Source organism: Novosphingobium lentum NBRC 107847 (genome assembly GCF_001590965.1).
Lineage (GTDB): Bacteria > Pseudomonadota > Alphaproteobacteria > Sphingomonadales > Sphingomonadaceae > Novosphingobium > Novosphingobium lentum.
In genome coordinates, this window is record NZ_BCTW01000008.1 from 192319 (window position 1) to 210624 (window position 18306).

Sequence of the window (18306 nt, forward strand, 5' to 3'; positions counted from 1 at the left end):
ATCAGATTTCGAAGCTGACCATCTTGGCCATGATGAATGCGCCGATCGCCAGCCACGTCAGTCCACCACAGCCGGCAATGATCAGCCGGTCATCGATGAAGAACTTGCCGAGGTAGACCGGGTTGATCGAATAGATCAGCCCGAAGACGATGAACGGCAGCGAGCCGACGATATAGGCCGAAGCCTTGGATTCAGAGCTCATCGCCTTGATCTTCAGCTTCATCTGCGCGCGCTTGCGCAACACATCGGCCAGGTTCGAGAGCGTTTCGGCCAGGTTGCCGCCCGTCTCGCGCTGGATCGCAAGGGTGATGCAGAAGAAGTTGAATTCCGCGGTGTTGAGCCGGTCGGCGGTGTTCTGCAGCGCTTCTTCCATCGTCTTGCCGATGCGGATGCGTTCGGTCACCAGCTTGAACTCCTGGCCCACCGGGCCGGGCAGTTCGGAGGCGACGACGTTTAGCGTCTCGGTCACCGGCAGACCCGAGCGCAAGCCGCGTACCAGCAGCTCCAGCGCATCGGGGAAGCGCACGTTGAATTGGTTGATGCGCCGGGCGATCGCCTTGTTGACGATGAAATGCGGCAGGCCAAGGCCCACCAGCAAGCCTGCGCCAAGACCGAGGAGCGGCGCGCCGGTCTTCAGGTAGATGATGGCCGTAAGCGCGGTGGCGATGCCGCCCGAGACGTACATGTACTGCGACACCGTCCAGCCTTTGCCCGTCCGGTGCAGGCGCAGTTCAAGCGCCTCCATCCGGCTGCCCGAGCCCGCAATGCGGTAGGCGCTCGGCTTGCGCGAGGCGATGGCCTTGCGATACTGCGCCTCGACTTTGTCGGTCGCGCTGTCCGAATGCCGGAAGCGTACCGCCTGCAGGCGCCGGTTGCCTTCCTTTTTCACCGACGGTCCGGCGAAAGCCAGGTAGCCCATGATCAGCATCGCGAAGATGCCGGCCATCATCAGCGGCAGTTGGATAATGCTCATCGGTGGTCCTGCCTTGTTACCGGTTCACCATCGGGCCGGGCAGGCCGCAAGGCGGCGCGCTCGGTTCCGTCAGAGGCCACGGGTCCCGTCACTGGGCCGTTGCCGCAGCCTTGCCCTTGCTCGGCATCATCTTCTTGAGATCGAACTTGCCCAGCAACGACTTGCGTCCCGTACCTGCCTTGTCGATCACGGTCGCGCCTTCGGCATCGACCGAACCGAGCACGGCCTGCGCCACATCGCGGATGGCCTGCGCCGACTTCGCGCCGCGGTTGGCTTCGGCAAACGTCTGCCCCAGCTTGGCCGCATTGGCCGCTGCCTTGATGTCATAAGGCACGGTGAAGTTGATCTTGCGCTCGATCGAGGCCTCGAAATCGGACTTGCTGATTTCGGCGATGCCCGCGTGGACCTTGTTGGCGACCACGATGGCGCGCGCATGGCCGGCGTTGGCCTTGAGCCACGACAGCAGGCGGATCGCATCGCGCGCGCCGGCCAGCGTCATCTCGGTGCTGAGCACCACGACGTTCACATCGGCCAGCAGATGCGGGAAGTTGATCAGCATGTTGCGCGGCAGGTCGATCATCGTCATCTCGAACGCGTGGCGGAATTCTTCCTCCAGCTGGATGAACGCGCTGCCGTCGGTCATCAGCGGCGAGCTGATCGGCGCTTCGGCCGACAGGATCGCCAGATGGTCGTTGGCGCGGATCATCGCGCGTTCGATGAACAGCCCGTCGATGCGGCTGGGGTTCTCGATCGCGTCGGTCAGGCCGCGGCCCGGCTCGAGGTCGAGCGCCAGCGCGCCGGTGCCGAAATGTACGTCGAGATCGAGCAGCGCGGTTGGCAGCTTGTGTTCGGTGCTGAACAGCCAGGCGAGCGAGGTCGCCAGTGTCGAGGCACCGCAGCCACCGCGCGTTCCGACCACGGCGGTCGAGATGTGGCGCTTGGCCACGCCGGCATCATGGCTCTTGGGCGCGGCGAAGATCGCCTGGGCCTGGACCAGCGTGTCGCGGATCTGCCCGGCCGAAAGCGGCTTGAGCAGGTAATCGTGGATGCCCGAACCGATCAGGTCGCGATACAGCCGCACGTCGTTGACCTGGCCCACCGCGATCACCACGGTGCCCGGCTCACAGACTTCGGCCAGCGCGTTGATGTCGTTCAGCGGATCGCCGCTTTCCGAAAGATCGACCAGCAGGATGTTGGGGCTGGCCGCGATCGACAGGGACTGGATCGCGTTGCGCAATCCGCCCTTGTTGCACTTTTCCGGCTGCCAGCCCATGTCGACAACGACCGGGCGCAGAGTATCGAGCGATGCCTCGTCGCAGATGAAGGCGGCGAACGTGTCGCGGTTGCCACCATTTTTCCAGTGCGCACTCATGACTTAGTTACCCCCGCTCTGGCTGGATTGCGCCTTCAGGCCACCTTCGCCGGTCGGCTTGGCCGTCCGGTAGGAATCGATCGCCTTGGTCGAGCTCATGATCGAGGTTTCGCCGTTACCGGTGGCGCCACGGATCAGGTGCTCCTTGTCGGCGACCATCGCGGCCAGGTTGCTGTTGGACGCGCAGCCGTAGTTGCCATACGTCGCGTTGTTGAAGTTGGTGTCGCTCTTGCCCGACCAGTCGGGGCAGTGCGGCACTTCGGCGGTCAGGCGCGAGACGACGACGCGGACGCTGCCGGCGTTGACGTAACCTGCAGTGACCGGCGCGGTATCACCGAGCAGGATGCCGTGGCGCGAGGCCACCGCTTCGATCGCGGCACGCGTGACGGCCGACTGCATCGGGTCATCGACGGTAACATGATCGCCGTAGCGCAAGTCCATCGCATCGAACCAGCCGGCGAGGCGGCCCTGCTCGGGGCCGGACACACCACCGCCGGGCAGGGTGTTCACGTCGAACACGTAGCTGTCGCGCTGGACCACCGGCTGGTGGACGCTTTCGAGCGTGCGGTTCTGCGGCAATCCGCCGCAGCCGCCGAGCGACAGGCCCAGCGACAGCAGCAGCGCGGCGCCGAGTGGCTTGGCCAATGTCGCCGTCTTGGCGGTGTTGAGGAAGGTCTTGGGCATGGTCTTTCCCTTTCTCAGTTCAGGCTGAAGCCGGGCGCGGCGGCATCGGCGGCGCTGGCCTGGCGATCGGACCCGCGCGAGCGCTTGCCCTTCTTGGTATCGGGCTTGGCATCGGCCGACTGCTGCGGCGTGCTGGGCGAAGGCGGCGTATCGAGCACGCCGACCTTGGGGCCGCCCTGCACGGTGCCTTCCTTTTGCGTCGGCTTGGGCCGATCGCTGCCGGACTTGCCGTCACTGTCCATTCCGCCGAGAACCTGCTGGATCTCGTTGGGCGACTGGTAGCCGTCGGTCGGCAGCTTGATGTCGTTCGCGTTGACCGGGTTGACCAGGTACGGGGTCACCACGATCACCAGTTCGGTTTCGCCCTTCTGGAAGTTGGTCGAGCGGAACAGCGTGCCCAGGATCGGCATGTCGCCAAGACCGGGCGCCTTTTCGATGGTGTGCTGTGCGCTGTTCGACATCAGGCCCGCGATCATGAAGCTCTGGCCGGAACCCAGCTCCACGGTCGTCTCGGCGCGGCGGATGGTCAGCGCCGGAACCTGGAAGCCGTTGAGCGTGACCGCCCCTTGGCTCGACAGTTCGGACACTTCGGGCCGCACGCGGATCGAGATGCGGCCGTTGGCCAGCACGGTCGGCGTGTAGGACAGGCTGACGCCGTACCGCTTGTATTCGATCGCGGTGGTGCCAAGGCCCTGGCTGATCGGGATCGGATATTCACCGCCCGCGAGGAAATCGGCGGTCTCGCCCGAAAGCGCGGTCAGGTTGGGCTGCGACAACGTGGTCACCAGGCCGATCTTCTCACCGATGTCGAGCGCGGTCGCCACGTCCATGCCCAGCAGGTGACCCGCCAGGTTGAGCGCGGTGGTGCCAGCCGAGTTGCCGGTGAAGCCAAACGTCGTGCGCGGATCGATGAACTGCCCGGTCGCCGGGTTGAACGGGGTCAACGGCAACGTACCGGCGGGATAACCCAGCGTCTTCGACGGATCGAGCAGCGGCAGGCCGGCGGTGTTGCCACCGGTGATGGTGGGCGCCCGGGTTCCGCGAGATACGCCGAACAGGAAGCCGCCGGAGGTATCGCGCGTCGCCAGGTTGGCGCCGAGATCGCGCACCAGCGAGCGGCTGACTTCGGCGAAGCGCACCTGCAGGTTGACCTGCAGCGGCGTCGCCATCTTCAGGCGGCTGATGACGTTGGTCTTGTCGCCGACGAAAGCCTTGGTCAGGCGTTCGGCTTCGGCAGCGTCTTCGGGCGCGGCAACGATGCCGGTCAGCAGGACGGTGCCGTTCATCGTGGCGACGTTGATCTTCGCGTCGGGCATCGCCAGGTGCAGCATCTGGTCCACGCTGTCGATGTTCGAGCCGACGCGGACGTTGGCCGACCACACCACATCGCCGTGGCTGTTGCTGGCATAGACGGTGGTTTCGCCACCGGCCTTGCCGAACACGTAGAGCTGGTTGGTGGACTTCACCTGGACGTCGGCGATCTGCTCGTTGGCGACAAACACGTCGCTCATCTTGCCGGGCACCGTCACCAGTTCGCCGCGTCCGATCGAAAGGACGATGTCGCGGGCCGGGCGTTGCACGGTCTGGGCGCTGGCCGGAGCCAGGGCGGGCAGCAGCGCCAGGGGCGCTGCGACCAGGGCCGCAGTGAGCATCGTATGGGTCAGTCGGCGTTTCATTGTCTTGCCCCCTGCAAGCGCGTTGCTGTGGTCAGTCATCTCAGTTTCCCCCGACCGCGACGTCTTCGGTGGTCTTGCCGCGGGTGACGTGGACGATGGGTCCACGAGCGACCGTGACCGGGCCAGCGCCGCCACGGAACGATGGCGTCGGGTAGTTGGTGGGCGGCGAGAAAGTCGCAGGTGCCGCCGCCGGGACGATCGTGGGCACCGAGCTGCGCTGGAAGCGCGACACATCGCCACCGGTGACAAACGTGGTGCTCTTGTCGATCGGCTTGTTCATCGCGGCCTTGAGCAGCTTTTCTTCGTCGGCCTTGCTCGTGCCGGCCGGGATCTTGACCTCGCCGGTGGCGAGCGCCTGTTCCAGTTCGGCCGAATTGTCGGAGATCGAGCGCAGCGACAGGCTGATCGTGCCGATGGTCTGGGCCACCGCGATCTTTTCCGCGATCTTGGGCGTGACTTCGACGGTCACCGTGCTGAAGGTGCGGACGCGGGTCTTGCCTTCGACGGTTTCCTGTTCGGTCGACTGATCGGTGGCGAGGACGCGCAGGTTCTTGAGGATCGTTTCCGATGCCTTGAGCGGCATGCCCGAATCGGTCGCCTTGACCGACTGTGTGAGCACGAGGTCGATATGGTCACCCGGAAACACGAACCCGGCGACGCCGGTGCGCGCCGAAACCGGGATGGTCACGGCCCGCATGCCCGGTGACAGCGCAGCGGCCAGGAAGCCCCTGTCGCCCGGCGCGACCAGCGAGCCTTGCGTTACCGGCTCACCGGCGGTGATCGGGAAGCGTACAACCGTGCCGAGCATTTTCGACATGTCGGCCTGGCCTTCGATGAAGTAGGCGTCCTGGACCATTTCCTTCGGCCACTCCTGGAAGCCGATGGCGTCCGCAGTGATGATGGTGCCCACCGGCAGCGCACGTTGCGCCACCATGACCTTGGGTCCCTTGGCTGCCTTCGCCGCGGCTTCCGCCTGCGGCGACGATGCACCCAGAAACAGGCTACGTGCAGCAATGCCGGTCCCGATCGCGATGATCAGCGCCCCCAACAGCAGCATCAGCTTTTTCTTGTCCATGGCTTAACTTCCCGCCCCTTGAAGAACAGCCCGCATCCTTCGGGCAAAATGGTTAAATTAGCGTTTACCCAACCGAGCCGACTACAGAATGCAGCGCGGTCCAGTCCGTCGTGCCCAGAATCCACAGCCCGGCTGTGGCAATCGCCACGCCGTAGGGGATCTTCAGCTTGTCGGTGCGGCGGTGCATCAGGTGCCAGGCCGCCAGGATGATGGTCAGCGCGCCGCCGAGCAGCGACATGAGCACCAGTAATTTCACGTAAGGCTGCCACGGCAGCCACAGCGCCAGCGCAGTCAGCAGCTTGACGTCGCCGCCACCCATCACGCGCAGCGCGAACATGGCTGCGAGCGCGAGGAACACGAGGAAGGCGATGCCGACCTGGAACGCGACCCCGGGCCATAACGACAACCCGGTGGCCCACCAGAATAGCGGCGCACCCAGCGCGACAGCGAGGTTCAGCCAGTTGTCTATCTGGCGGCGACGCAAGTCGGTGAAGGCAGCAATCAGCAGCGCGATTGCCAAGCCACAGACCAACCCGTAAACGAGATTTCCCCCATGCATGGGGACGCAATAGCGATGATGACTTACCAAACGGTAACCAAGGCATCTAAGGCGCAACAGCCACGGGGACGCGCAAGGGCATGAAAGGCATATTCGACCGTCGGGCCATTCCCGCCGAGGCGAGCGAGACGCGATGGGTCGCCCCCGATGGCGAGCTCATCCGACGGATCGACTGGCCGGGGGTGCCTGCGCGCGCCGCATCGGCCATGGCATCGCTGGGGGCGGACGATGCGCCCGTTTCGGGTGGCACGCGCGGATCGTTGCTGTTCGTGCCTGGGCGCGGGGATTTCTATGAGAAGTACCTCGAAACGCTCGATCACTGGCATCGCGCCGGCTGGCGGGTGACCGCGCTCGACTGGCGCGGACAAGCCGGTTCGGGCCGCTTCATCGATGATCCGCTGACGGGCCATGTCCCAGACTTTTCGGTGTGGATCGCCGATCTGGCGGCGTTCTGGGCGGAATGGTCCGCCACGGCGCCCGGCCCGCAAGTGATTGTCGGTCATTCCATGGGCGGACACTTGGTGCTGCGCGCGCTGGCCGAAAAACGCATCGATCCGATGGTGGCCGTGCTCGTGGCGCCGATGCTGGGGTTCCTGACGCCTGGCCCCGCAGCGCTGCTTCACGGCGTGGCGCGCATGATGGCGCGGCTGGGCAATCCCGAACGCGTGGCTTGGAAATCGAGCGAAAAGCCCGGTGCCGATCCGTCGCGGCGCCATGCGCTGTTGACGCATGATGCCGATCGCTATGCCGATGAGATCGCCTGGCGCGCGGCGCGGCCCGAGCTGGCGATGGGCCCCGGTAGCTGGCGCTGGGTCGAGCGGGCCTATGCCTCGATGCGCGGGCTGGACGCGCCCGGCGTGCTCGAAGCGGTCGAAACGCCGGTGCTGATGCTGGCCACGCGCAACGACGGGCTGGTCGGGTTTTCCGCGATCAAGCGTGCGGCGCGCCGTCTGCCGCGCGCACAGCTGGTCATATGGGGCAAGGAAGCGCGCCACGAACTGCTGCGCGAAGTCGATGAGGTGCGCGACCGCGTGCTGCACACGATCGACGATTTCTTCGATCGTCTGGCATCAGCGCCGGATTCCGGATCAACGGCCGCTGCAGTGACATCCGGTGCCCTGGCACAGACGTCGGGCCGCAAGAAGCCGGCACGCAAGCGGGCCGCGCAACCGGCTACGCCCCGCTGATCCGGCGCGTGGCCGAAACCTGCGACATCGCGATCGTCGGGGCGGGGATTGCCGGGGCGAGCATCGCTGCGGAAATCGCCGGTATTTCCTCCGACCTTGGCCAGACGGCGCGGATCGTGCTGCTCGAAGCCGAGGATGCGCCTGGTTATCACACCACCGGACGATCGGCGGCGTTCTGGGAGGAAAGCTACGGCGGCCCCGGCGTCTTCCCGCTGACGATGGCTTCGGGCCCGTGGCTGGCCGACAACGGCTTTCTCAGTCCGCGCGGCGCGCTCAACATCGGACGCGCGGACGACCGGGCCAAGGTCGAGGCGTTCGTCGCGCGCTTTGCCGCCGTGGGTGCGGACATCCGGCTGCTGTCTCGCGCCGAAATGGAAGCGCGGGTGCCGGGGCTGCGGCCCGAATGGACGTGTGCGGCGTGGGAGCCGGGCTGCGCCGACATCGACGTGGCGGGGCTGCACCAGCACTACCTTGCGCAATGCCGCCGCCTTGGCGTCACCCTGCAGACGCGCGCCCGCGTAACGGAAACGAACCGCGAAGGCGCCATGTGGCGGCTGGGCTGGAACGGCGGCGCTGCCGGTGAGGGCGCCGTGCGCGCGGCGCTGCTGGTCAACGCGGCAGGCGCGTGGGCCGATCCGGTGGCGAAACTGGCAGGCGCACGGCCGCTGGGTATCGCACCTTTGCGCCGCACCGTGGTGCAGTTGCGCTGCGATCCGGCGCCGCCATCGACCCTGCCGCTGACGCTGGGGATCAACGAAGACTTCTACTTCAAGCCGCAAGGCGCGCGGCTGTGGCTGTCGCCCCACGATGAAACCCCCGACGTGCCGCGCGATGCCGCACCCGAGGAATGGGACGTCGCCACCGCGATCGCGCGGATGGAACAGGTGGTCGACTGGCGGATCGAGGCGGTCGAGCGGCGCTGGGCGGGCTTGCGCAGCTTCGCCCCGGACCGTTTGCCGGTCTATGGCTTCGATCCGGATCGCGAAGGCCTGTTCTGGTTTGCAGGCCAGGGGGGCTTCGGCATCCAGACGGCTCCGGCAGCGGCGAGACTGGCGGCACAGCTGCTGCTGAGCGCCCCGCGCGATGCCATGACCGCACCGCTCGATGCGGCGACTTATGCACCGAACCGGTTCGTTTGATGCCCCGGCAGCCCTGATTTCCCTCTACCATCCAGCCACGCGGCTGCTATTCTGCGGCTTCTTGGAACACACAGAAAGGGGATCGTCCGATGGCGCATCGTTTTGAAATCAGGAAAAACAAGAAGGGCGAGTTCGTCGCCTATTTCTGCTACAATGCGGAATCAATTTTCTGGACCGAAGGCTACTCCAGCAAGGCCAGCGCGAAGAGCGCGATCGAATCGATCCTGAAGAACGGCCCCGGCGCCGAAGTGGTCGACAAGTCGGCCGAGTAGGCCCGCCACCTGTCGAAGTCGGCGTCGTCCCGGACTTGATCCGGGACCGCTGGCCGGCCGGCGCTTTCTCGCCTGCGGTCCCGGATCAAGTCCGGAACGACGAGACCGTGCAACGCCGTTTCATGCCACGGCCAGTGCGGCGTCGCTTGCCAGCTTGTCGGCGCGTTCGTTCTCGGGGTGGCCGTCGTGGCCGCGCACCCAGATCCATTCGACTTTGTGCGGCCGCACCGCCGTCACCAGTTCGCGCCACAGGTCGTCGTTCTTGACCGGCTTGCGATCGGCGGTGCGCCAGCCGTTCTTCTGCCAGCCGAACACCCATTTGGTGATGCCGTCGATTACGTACTTGCTGTCGGTGTGCAGCGAGACCCGGCATGGTGCCTTCAGCGCCTGCAGCGCGCGGATCGCGCCCATCAGCTCCATGCGGTTGTTGGTGGTGGCGCGATCCGAACCGGTCAACTCACGCTCGTTTTCGCCCATGCGCAGGATCGCGCCCCAGCCACCGGGGCCGGGGTTGCCCTTGCACGCGCCGTCGGTGAAGATTTCGACATGCTTGAGCACGGTGGTCGCTGCGTCGGTCATGAAAAACAATCTGCGTTGGCCGGATCGGCGTAAAAATCGATCCGCCGGGCAAACGCCATCGGATCCTTGCGCGTGACCAGCGCGCCGGGCGGCGTGTTGAGCCAGTCGTAGGCGCGGGTCATGGTAAAGCGCAGCGCCGCGCCGCGCGCCAGCAGCGGCAGGGCAGCGCGCTCTTGCGGATCAAGCGGTCGCCCGCTTTCGTACCCTGCGATCAGCGCGTCGGACAAGTCGCGGCGGAAGTTGCGGCCATCGGCATCGAAGCACCACGCGGCGTGCGTTACGGCCACATCGTAAGCGGCCAGATCGGTGCAGGCGAAGTAGAAGTCGATCAGCCCGGTCACGCGGTCGGCCAGCATCAGCACGTTGTCGGGAAACAGGTCGGCGTGGATCACGCACGCCGGCAGGTTTTGCGGCCATGCGGCGGAAAGCAGCGGCAGTTCGCGCTCGACCAGTCCGGCCAGCGTCGGATCGATGCGTTCCAGCCCGTCGTGCCCGCAGGCTTCTGCCAGCCGCCGCCATTCGGCAAGGCCCATCGCATTGGCGCGCGTCCCTGCGAAATCCCGCGTGGCCTGATGCATCTGCGCCAGCGCCGCGCCGACTGCGTGGGCCTGCGCGGGTGACGGCTGGCTGACCGAGACGCCGGGCAGGAATTCGATCAGCGCCAGCGCTTTTTCCCCGCGCAGGCGGAACAGACGCCCTGCGGTATCGTGGATCGTGCGCGGCACGGGGCAGCCGCGCGCGGCGAGATGATCGAGCAGCGAGAGGAAGAACGGCAGGTCCTCGATCTCGATGCGGAATTCGTACATCGTCAGGATGAAGCGCGAGCCGCCCGCATGCGCCGCTCCGGTCTGCGCGGGACTTCCGGTGGTCTCGATCAGCCAGTTGCTGTTGGATACTCCCTCGGCAATGCCCTTGGCGGACACCAGCGTGCCCACGCCGAATTCGGCGACGAGCGCGGCCATCTCCTCCGCGCCGATCTGCGTATACACCGCCATGGCCTGAACGAAGTCCTAGCCGGCCAGCTGGCGCGGCAGCTTGAAGGTCATGTGTTCTTCGGTGGTGGTCACGGTTTCCTCGGTGACGCTGCGCCACAGCGCGATGCGGTCGATCACCTCGCGCACCAGCACTTCGGGGGCCGAAGCGCCTGCGGTCAGCCCCAGCGTGGAGATCCCGTCGAGCCAGGCCGGGTCGATTTCGCTCGCCCGCTGGATCAGCCGCGACGGCGTGCCGTTGCGTTCGGACACCTCGACCAGCCGCAGCGAGTTGGAACTGTTGGGCGCGCCGATCACCAGCAGCAGGTCGCAATCCGCCGCGATGGCTTTGACCGCCGCCTGGCGGTTGGACGTGGCATAGCAGATGTCCTCGGCGCGCGGCGCGACGATGCGCGGGAACTTCGCCTGCAGCGCCTTCACAATCTCGGCGGTGTCATCGACCGATAGCGTGGTCTGGGTCAGGAACGCCAGCGGCAGGTCATCGGCGAATTCGATCGATTCGACCTGATCGATCGTCTCGACCAGCGTCATCGATCCGGCGGGAACCTGACCGAACGTGCCGATCACTTCGGGGTGGCCTTCGTGGCCGATGAAGATGATGTGGCGGCCCGCCTCGACCTGCCGTTCGGCCTGGCGGTGCACCTTGCTCACCAGTGGACACGTGGCGTCGAGCCAGTCCAGCCCGCGTTTGGTCGCCTCGGCCGGGATCGCCTTGGGCACGCCATGCGCGGAAAACACCACGGGCGCGCCGTCGGGCACTTCATCGAGTTCTTCCACGAAAACTGCGCCCTTGGCCTTCAGCGCATCGACCACGAAGCGATTGTGCACGATTTCGTGGCGGACATAGACCGGGGCCTTGAACCGGTCGATCGACCGCTCCACGATCTCGATCGCGCGATCGACGCCGGCGCAGAAACCGCGCGGGGCGGCGATCAGCAGGCGCAGCGCGGGCAACGCGGCGGGGTGGGCAGACTCGGCGGAGTCTGCTGCAGGGGCTGGGGCGGAGTCTGGAAAGCTGGGGTTCATCGCCCAGCCCTTAGCAGCGACCGGCGCGGCTTGGAACCATTGCCGAACGGCCTTGCTACAGGTAGTGCGCGCTGGCTAGAGGGTGGCCAGCTTTGCGCACCGCCGCTTGGAGGATTTCTTTCGATGATCGCACGCCATCGCCGTCCTGCCCTGATCGGGGCCCTGATCGGGGTTCCGCTGCTCGCTGCGGCCCTGGCCGGTTGCGCGAACAAGAAGGGCGATCTCGTGGTCGATGACAGCGTCGGCGTGACCGCGCTGCGCAATCCGTGCCCGACCGTGGGCATTCCCGACTATACCGGCGACATCACCACGTTCACCGTGCCCGGCAGCACCGACGCCGCCGCGATCGACGTGGTGGCGGCGATGACGCACTTGCGCAGCACGTGTTCGGACACCACCGACAAGCTCTATACCGTCGCCACGTTCGATGTGCTGGCTCGCCGCGCCGATACGCGCGGCGCGCGCCATGTCGAGCTGCCGTTCTTCTCGTCGGTCATCCGTGGCGGCTCGGCCGTGATTTCCAAGCGCGTGGGCACCGTGGCGATCGATTTCGCCGACGGCCAGGCGCGCGCGACCGGCAAGGCCGAGGCCGCCGCCTATGTCGATCGCGCCGAAGCCACGCTGCCCGAGGAAATCCGCCAGAAGCTCTCGCGCAAGCGACGCGCGGGCGATGCCGATGCGGCGATCGATCCGTTGGCCCAGCCCGAGGTGCGCACCGCGATCGCCAAGGCCAGCTTCGAACTGCTCGTCGGCTTCCAGCTCGATGACAAGCAGCTGGCTTACAACGCCACGCGCTAGGTATAGTCCTTGCGTCCCCGCCCCTCGACCAGCACGGGGTAAACTCCCGGCTTGAAGCCGGAAGGCGGGGACCCCAGGCCTGAGGCTCCCGCCTTCGCGGGAGCGCCGCCAACTTCTTCCCCGCTTGCGCGGGGACGCACCCGTTTCTGCGAGCGATCCATGTCCGAAACCGCCCTGTCCGAAGTTCCCGCCAACCTTCACGCCGCGTTCGCCAAGGTGATCGACGGCGCGCTCGATGCGCTCGTCGCTGCCGGCACGCTGCCCGCAGGCCTGCCGCGCGGCGCGGTCACGTGCGAACCGCCGCGCGATCCCAGCCATGGCGATCTTTCCACCAATGCCGCGATGGTGCTGGCCAAGCCCGCCGGCACCAACCCGCGCACGCTGGCAGAGGCGCTGGCGCAGCAGTTGCGCACCGCGCCGCAGGTCGTTTCGGCCGACATCGCCGGTCCCGGCTTCATCAACTTGCGGCTCGACGATGCGGCATGGCTCGCCGAGCTGCGCGCGATCGAGGCGGCGGGTGCGGACTATGGCCGCTCGGCGATGGGCGGCGGCATGGTCGTGAACGTCGAATATGTCTCGGCCAACCCGACCGGGCCGATGCACATGGGGCACTGCCGCGGCGCGGTGGTGGGCGATGCGCTGGCGAGCCTGCTCGAATTCGCCGGACACAAAGTGATCCGCGAGTACTACGTCAACGATGCCGGCGCCCAGGTCGACGTGCTCGCGCGCTCGGTCCACATCCGGTATCGCGAGGCGCTGGGCGAGGCGGTCGGCGAAATCCCCGAAGGCCTCTACCCCGGCGACTATCTGGTGCCGGTCGGGCAGGCGCTCGCTGCCGAGTTCGGTGACGCATACGCCGCCGCGCCGGAAGGCGACTGGCTCGTCCTGTTCCGCACCCGCGCCGTCGCCGCGATGCTGGTGATGATCCGCGCCGACCTCGCCCTGCTCGACATTCACCACGATCTGTTCAGCTCCGAGGCGGAACTGCAGGCAGCGGGCAAGCCCGAGGCGGCGGAGAAATGGCTGCGCGCGCACGATCTGGTGTATGACGGTGTGCTCGAGGCGCCCAAGGGCAAGACGCTCGAGGATTGGGAGGCGGTGGAACTGCCGCTGTTCCGTTCGACGAAGTTCGGCGACGATCAGGATCGCCCGATCAGGAAGTCGGACGGCAACTGGACGTATTTTGGCGCTGACCTCGCCTATCACTTCCAGAAAGCCGCAAGCGCCGATGCGCTGGTCGACATCTGGGGCGCGGACCATGCCGGCACGGTCAAGCGGATCAAGGCGGCGGTCGCCGCGCTGACCGGGGCGGACGGGCACAAGCCCAAGCCATTCGAGATCAAGCTGGTGCAGATGGTCCAGCTGCTGCGCGATGGCGAGCCGGTGAAGATGTCGAAGCGGTCGGGCAATTTCGTGACGCTGGCTGACGTGGTGCATGAAGTGGGCAAGGACGTGGTCCGCTTCACCATGCTCACGCGCAAGCCCGATGCGCAGATGGACTTCGATTTCGCCAAAGTGGTGGAAGCGTCCAAGGAGAACCCGGTGTTTTACGTGCAGTACGCCCACGCGCGGATCTGTTCGACATTGCGCAAGGGTGCGGTCGAGGGTTTTGCCCCCGATGCCGGAGCATTGGAGCTGCTGGGCGAAGAAGAACTGGCGTTGATCCGCATTGCCGCGCAGTTCCCGCGCGTGGTCGAAAGCGCTGCCGCCGCGCGCGAGCCGCATCGCATCGCCACGTTTCTCGACGATCTGGCTGCTGCGTTCCATGGTTACTGGAATGTCGGCAACGATCGCCCGGAAAAGCGGTTCATCGTGGCACAGGATGGTAAACTCAGCGGCGCGAGGCTTTATCTTGCCGCGCGCATCGGGCAGGTTGCGGCAAACGGGCTCGCCCTGTTGGGGGTGATCGCGGCACAGGAGCTGTAAAAATGATAAACGGGGTCGGCGGCGGAGATGGTCGCGAGGAATGGGAAAACGGCGATCAGCCGGAAACACCCGCCGAACAAGTCGAGCACGCCGCCGGTGGCGAGCCGCTGGAAACGACGCCGTTCGACGTGGCGCATGATCATGTCGCGGCTGAAACCGATCGTCTTGCGCTGGGTGACGAGGAACGACTGCCGTGGCTCGAATCCGCCGACGATGTCGATAGCGAGGATGACGGCGTCGATTCGGGCCGCATCGTCGGCTTCGTCGTGCTCGGCCTGGTCGCGTTGGCGCTGCTGGTCGGCGGCCTGTACTGGTTCACCCATCGCGGCAGCCTGGGGCGCGACGCCGACGGCAGTCTGATCGAAGCGAGCAACGAACCCTACAAGGTCGCGCCCGCCAATCCCGGCGGCAAGACCTTCGAAGGCACCGGCGATTCCAGCTTCAAGGTCAGCGAAGGCCAGCACCCCACCGGCAAAGTTGGCGAAGGCACGGCATCTTCGGCGGCTGGCGCGGGCGCTGCGGGCAGCGGCACTGCGGCAGCACACGATGGCAAGTCGTCGACGGCAGCGTCTGCCTCGGGCGCGGCAGCAGCGGCAGCCGCCAACGCGGCGGCGGCTTCGGGCCATGCGGCTCCGGCAGCGGCCGCGCCTGCTTCTGGCGGTGGCGTCGGCGTGCAAGTCGGTGCGTTCTCGAGCGAGGGCGCGGCGCAGACCGCCTGGTCCAAGCTTTCGGGCCACTACGATGCATTGAAAGGCGTGAGCCACCGCGTGGTCGAGGGCAAGGCCGACATCGGCACCGTGTTCCGGCTCCAGGCGCTGGCACCCGATGGCGCGGCGGCGGATGCGCTGTGCGGCAAGCTGCAGGGCGCCGGGCTCAAGTGCCAGGTAAAGCGCTGATTTGATGGTTTGGGATTGCTTCAAATCCCCTTCGTCCTGAGCTTGTCGAAGGAATGTCCTTCCCTTCAGCTTCGTTAGCAGAAAAGGGCAGTGCTTCGACAGGCTCAGCACAGTCGGGTTTGGGGAAAGGTGATCGCGTTCCAGCCCTGCGCGCATCGCCCTATCCACACGTCCGTGGACCTGCGGACTTGCCCCGCCGCGCTGAATTCGCCAGATTCGCGCCATGCTTCCCGCCATCTTCGGGCTTTCGGGCCACACGCTGACTGCCGACGAGCGCGCGTTCTTCCGCGATGCAGATCCTGCGGGCTACATCCTGTTCGGGCGCAACGTGGAAAGCCGCGCACAGCTGCGCGCGCTGACCGATGACCTGCGAGGCCTTCACGGGCGGAACCGCACGTTCATCTGCATCGACCAGGAAGGCGGCCGCGTCGCGCGGATGAAGCCGCCGGTGTGGGCCGCCTATCCGCCGGGCGAAGTGTTCGACCGGCTCTATGACATTGCGCCTGCCAGCGCGATCGAGGCCGCGCGTGCCAATGCCGAGGCGCTGGGGCTCGATCTGGCCGAAGCGGGGATCACGGTCGATTGCCTGCCGCTGCTCGATGTGCGTCAGCCCGGCGCACACAACGTGATCGGCGATCGCGCGCTCGGTTCCGAACCGTTGCGTGTCGCCGCGCTGGGCCGCGCCACGCTCGACGGGCTGGCGCGCGCCGGGGTGGCTGGCGTGGTCAAGCACATGCCCGGCCATGGCCGCACCAACACCGATACGCACAAGGCGATGCCTACGGTGACCGCCTCTGCTGCCGAACTGGAGATCGATCTCGCGCCGTTTCGCCGGCTCGCCGACGCGCCGATCGCGATGACCGGGCACTTGCTGTTCACCGCGTGGGATGCACGCAACCCGGCGACGCTGTCGTCGAAGGTCATTCGCGAGGTCATCCGCAAGGCCATCGGGTTCGACGGGCTGCTGCTGACCGACGATCTCGACATGGACGCGCTGTCGGGATCGGTGCCGCAACGCGCGCTGCGCGCCATTTCGGCAGGCTGCGACATCGCGCTGAACTGCTGGGCCGAGATGCGCGACATGGTCGATATGGCCAGGGCCCTCCCGGCGATGACCGCCAAGGCGCACGAACGGCTGGACCGCGCGCTGGCGCTCACCAGCGATTTTACGCAACCCGCGCCGATCGAGCGGCAGGCCGCGCTGTTCGCCACGCGCGACGCGCTGCTGGCGCACGTGGCGCGCGCCTGATGGATCATGCCGCCGCCGCCGCCGCGCTGTTTTCGGGCGACGACGGCTGGGATGGCGTCGCCACGGCAGTCACCGACGATGCCGCGCTCTATCTCGAGCTCGACGGCTGGGAGGGGCCGCTCGACCTGCTGCTCGATCTTGCGCGGCGGCAGAAGGTCGACTTGCGCACGATCTCGATCCTCGAACTGGTCGACCAGTACCTCGGCTATATCGACCGGGCGGGCGCGCTGAAGCTGGAACTGGCGGCGGACTACCTCGTGATGGCGGCGTGGCTGGCGTACCTCAAATCGCTGCTGCTGCTTCCGCGCGAGGAAGGGGTGGAACCCAGCCCCGAGGAACTGGCGCTGCGGCTGCAGTTGCGGCTGCAGCGGCTGGGCGCGATGCGCGAGGCGGGCGCGCGGCTGATGGCGCGCGATCGCGTGGGCCGCGACGTGTTCCTGCGCGGTGCGCCCGAGGGCTTGCGGGTGGACCGGCGCAACGCCTGGCAGTGCGACTGGTTCGCGCTGGTGCACGCCTATGGCCAGGTCAAGGCGCGCACCCGCCCGGTGGTGCACATGGTACGCGATCGCGCGGTGATGACGCTCGAATCGGCGCTGGCGCGGGTTTCGGCGATGCTGGGCGTCTCGCTCGATTGGCTGGAACTGCGCAGTTTCGTGCCATCGCGCGAGGATGCGGGGTGGGACGATCCCAAGCTGCGCCGCTCGGCGCTGGCGTCGAGTTTCGTCGCCGCGCTCGAACTGGCCAAGCAGGGCCGCGCCGAACTGTCGCAGGACGATGTGTTCGGCCCGCTGATGCTGCGCGGGATCAAGCGGTGAGTACACCGGACGACCTCGTCCGCGCGGTCGAGGCGACGCTGTTTGCCGCCGAAGTGCCGATGACCGCGCAGGCGCTTTCGGCCCACCTCGGCGGTGCGCTGGTGACAGATGCTCTGGCCGAGCTTGCGGCAACGTATACCGGGCGCGGGATCGAGCTGGTGGAACGTGGCGGGCGCTGGCACTTCCAGACCGCGCCCGACCTGTCGCACCTGCTGCGGCGGACACGCGACGACACGCGCCGCCTGTCGCGCGCGGGGACCGAGGCGCTGGCGATCATCGCCTACCACGAACCCGTCAGCCGCGCCGAAATCGAGGCGATCCGCGGCGTGCAGACCGCCAAGGGCACGCTCGACGTGTTGCTCGAGGCGGGCTGGGTGCGCGTGGCGGGGCGGCGCGAGGCGCCGGGTCGGCCGGTGATCTATGCCACCACGCCCGAATTTCTCAGCCATTTCGGCCTCGCCTCGCGCCGCGACCTGCCGGGTATCGACGAGCTGCGCGCCGCCGGATTGCTCGATCCGGTGGACGAGGCCTATGCCACGCTGACCGGCACCGAACTGAGCCCGAACGACACCGAAGGCCACGCGGCTGGCCCTGAAGGGTTAGCCGAAGCGGCCATGACGGATGACGAGAGCGATTGACTGGCCATCGCGCCGGTTATCTCCTACATTGGTAAACTATTACGCCTGTCCCGAGCCTGTCGACGGACTGCATCCTGGCTTTCACGCGATGACGCGCAGCAGCCGGAAAGTGGTCTGACAGAGGAGCGGGCGGCGACGGGACATTCAGGAGTTTGACATGGGTAGCCTTTCCCTGCCGCACCTCATCATCGTCGCGCTTGTCGTGCTGGTGCTGTTCGGCCGTGGTCGCATTTCCGAAATGATGGGCGATTTCGGCAAGGGCGTGAAAAGCTTCAAGGAAGGCATGGCCGACGAGACCGACCGTCCCGTGACCGCGCCGCCGCAGCAGTTGCAGCACGCGCCGCCGGTCAGCCAGACCGTGCCCGGGCCAGCGAACGTGCCGCCGCCCGCCGTGGGTGCCGCCGTTCCGCCCGCCACGGCGGCTCCGGTTCCGTCGGCCACCGGCGGGGA

At 66.8% G+C, this 18306-nt stretch carries 19 protein-coding genes; 10 read left to right on the top strand and 9 right to left on the bottom strand.

Translation table 11 applies throughout. The features are described 5' to 3' along the window. Position 1 precedes the first annotated feature (1 nt). The 6 genes from NL2_RS09165 to NL2_RS09190 form a co-directional block, all read right to left on the bottom strand. Positions 2-973, bottom strand: a complete 972-nt coding sequence (locus NL2_RS09165; RefSeq protein ID WP_068073943.1) for a type II secretion system F family protein — start codon at positions 971-973, stop codon at positions 2-4. Positions 974-1061: 88 nt separating this feature from the next. Continuing rightward, positions 1062-2345, bottom strand: a complete 1284-nt coding sequence (locus NL2_RS09170; protein WP_068073945.1) for a P-loop NTPase family protein — start codon at positions 2343-2345, stop codon at positions 1062-1064. 3 nt (positions 2346-2348) lie between these two features. Then, positions 2349-3029, bottom strand: coding sequence for a CpaD family pilus assembly protein (locus tag NL2_RS09175; protein WP_068073947.1), 681 nt, complete (start codon positions 3027-3029; stop codon positions 2349-2351). Between the two features lie 14 nt (positions 3030-3043). Then, positions 3044-4744 (bottom strand): type II and III secretion system protein family protein, encoded by a 1701-nt coding sequence (locus NL2_RS09180; protein ID WP_068073949.1) that lies wholly within the window; start codon positions 4742-4744, stop codon positions 3044-3046. A 1-nt stretch (position 4745) separates the two neighbouring features. After that, positions 4746-5780, bottom strand: a complete 1035-nt coding sequence (gene cpaB, locus NL2_RS09185; RefSeq protein ID WP_068073952.1) for a Flp pilus assembly protein CpaB — start codon at positions 5778-5780, stop codon at positions 4746-4748. Between the two features lie 64 nt (positions 5781-5844). Continuing rightward, on the bottom strand, positions 5845-6339 hold the full coding sequence (locus tag NL2_RS09190) for an A24 family peptidase (RefSeq protein ID WP_068073953.1): 495 nt from the start codon (positions 6337-6339) through the stop codon (positions 5845-5847). Positions 6340-6419: 80 nt separating this feature from the next. Here NL2_RS09190 and NL2_RS09195 point away from each other — a divergent pair, with 80 nt between their 5' ends. The 3 genes from NL2_RS09195 (at position 6420) to NL2_RS09205 (ending at position 8937) form a co-directional block, all read left to right on the top strand. After that, positions 6420-7526, top strand: coding sequence for an alpha/beta fold hydrolase (locus NL2_RS09195; RefSeq protein ID WP_084355998.1), 1107 nt, complete (start codon positions 6420-6422; stop codon positions 7524-7526). 8 nt (positions 7527-7534) lie between these two features. Further along, the gene (locus tag NL2_RS09200) at positions 7535-8665 is read left to right on the top strand and encodes an NAD(P)/FAD-dependent oxidoreductase (protein WP_068073955.1); all 1131 of its coding nucleotides are present in this window, start codon (positions 7535-7537) and stop codon (positions 8663-8665) included. 89 nt (positions 8666-8754) lie between these two features. Beyond that, the gene (locus tag NL2_RS09205) at positions 8755-8937 is read left to right on the top strand and encodes a YegP family protein (protein ID WP_068073957.1); all 183 of its coding nucleotides are present in this window, start codon (positions 8755-8757) and stop codon (positions 8935-8937) included. Positions 8938-9057: 120 nt separating this feature from the next. Here NL2_RS09205 and rnhA read toward each other — a convergent pair whose 3' ends face one another. Genes rnhA through ispH form a run of 3 tightly spaced genes read right to left on the bottom strand, consistent with a single transcriptional unit; the run spans position 9058 to position 11534 of the window. After that, a complete protein-coding gene (gene rnhA, locus NL2_RS09210; protein ID WP_068073959.1) occupies positions 9058-9516 on the bottom strand; it encodes a ribonuclease HI in 459 nt (152 codons plus the stop codon). Continuing rightward, positions 9513-10511, bottom strand: coding sequence for a homoserine kinase (gene thrB, locus NL2_RS09215; RefSeq protein ID WP_068073961.1), 999 nt, complete (start codon positions 10509-10511; stop codon positions 9513-9515). The genes rnhA and thrB overlap by 4 nt, the downstream gene beginning before the upstream one ends. A 15-nt stretch (positions 10512-10526) precedes the next feature. Then, positions 10527-11534 (bottom strand): 4-hydroxy-3-methylbut-2-enyl diphosphate reductase, encoded by a 1008-nt coding sequence (gene ispH, locus NL2_RS09220; protein WP_084355999.1) that lies wholly within the window; start codon positions 11532-11534, stop codon positions 10527-10529. A 123-nt stretch (positions 11535-11657) separates the two neighbouring features. Here ispH and NL2_RS09225 point away from each other — a divergent pair, with 123 nt between their 5' ends. The 7 genes from NL2_RS09225 to NL2_RS09255 all read left to right on the top strand — a co-directional run. Next, positions 11658-12332: a hypothetical protein gene (locus tag NL2_RS09225; RefSeq protein WP_068073965.1), complete on the top strand. Its 675-nt coding sequence runs from the start codon at positions 11658-11660 to the stop codon at positions 12330-12332. Positions 12333-12491: 159 nt separating this feature from the next. Continuing rightward, positions 12492-14258: an arginine--tRNA ligase gene (gene argS / locus NL2_RS09230; protein ID WP_068073967.1), complete on the top strand. Its 1767-nt coding sequence runs from the start codon at positions 12492-12494 to the stop codon at positions 14256-14258. Between the two features lie 2 nt (positions 14259-14260). After that, the gene (locus NL2_RS09235) at positions 14261-15154 is read left to right on the top strand and encodes an SPOR domain-containing protein (RefSeq protein ID WP_084356000.1); all 894 of its coding nucleotides are present in this window, start codon (positions 14261-14263) and stop codon (positions 15152-15154) included. A 223-nt stretch (positions 15155-15377) separates the two neighbouring features. Further along, complete coding sequence (gene nagZ, locus NL2_RS09240; RefSeq protein WP_068073969.1) at positions 15378-16403, top strand: beta-N-acetylhexosaminidase; 1026 nt, start codon at positions 15378-15380, stop codon at positions 16401-16403. After that, positions 16403-17218, top strand: a complete 816-nt coding sequence (locus tag NL2_RS09245; RefSeq protein ID WP_068073971.1) for a segregation and condensation protein A — start codon at positions 16403-16405, stop codon at positions 17216-17218. Before nagZ ends, NL2_RS09245 begins: the two co-directional genes overlap by 1 nt. Then, positions 17215-17856 carry an SMC-Scp complex subunit ScpB gene (gene scpB / locus NL2_RS09250; RefSeq protein WP_084356001.1) on the top strand — a complete coding sequence of 214 codons (642 nt, stop codon included), beginning with the start codon at positions 17215-17217 and terminating at the stop codon, positions 17854-17856. The genes NL2_RS09245 and scpB overlap by 4 nt, the downstream gene beginning before the upstream one ends. Positions 17857-18013: 157 nt before the next feature. Next, on the top strand, positions 18014-18306 hold a 293-nt coding region (locus NL2_RS09255), incomplete at its 3' end, for a twin-arginine translocase TatA/TatE family subunit (protein WP_068073973.1).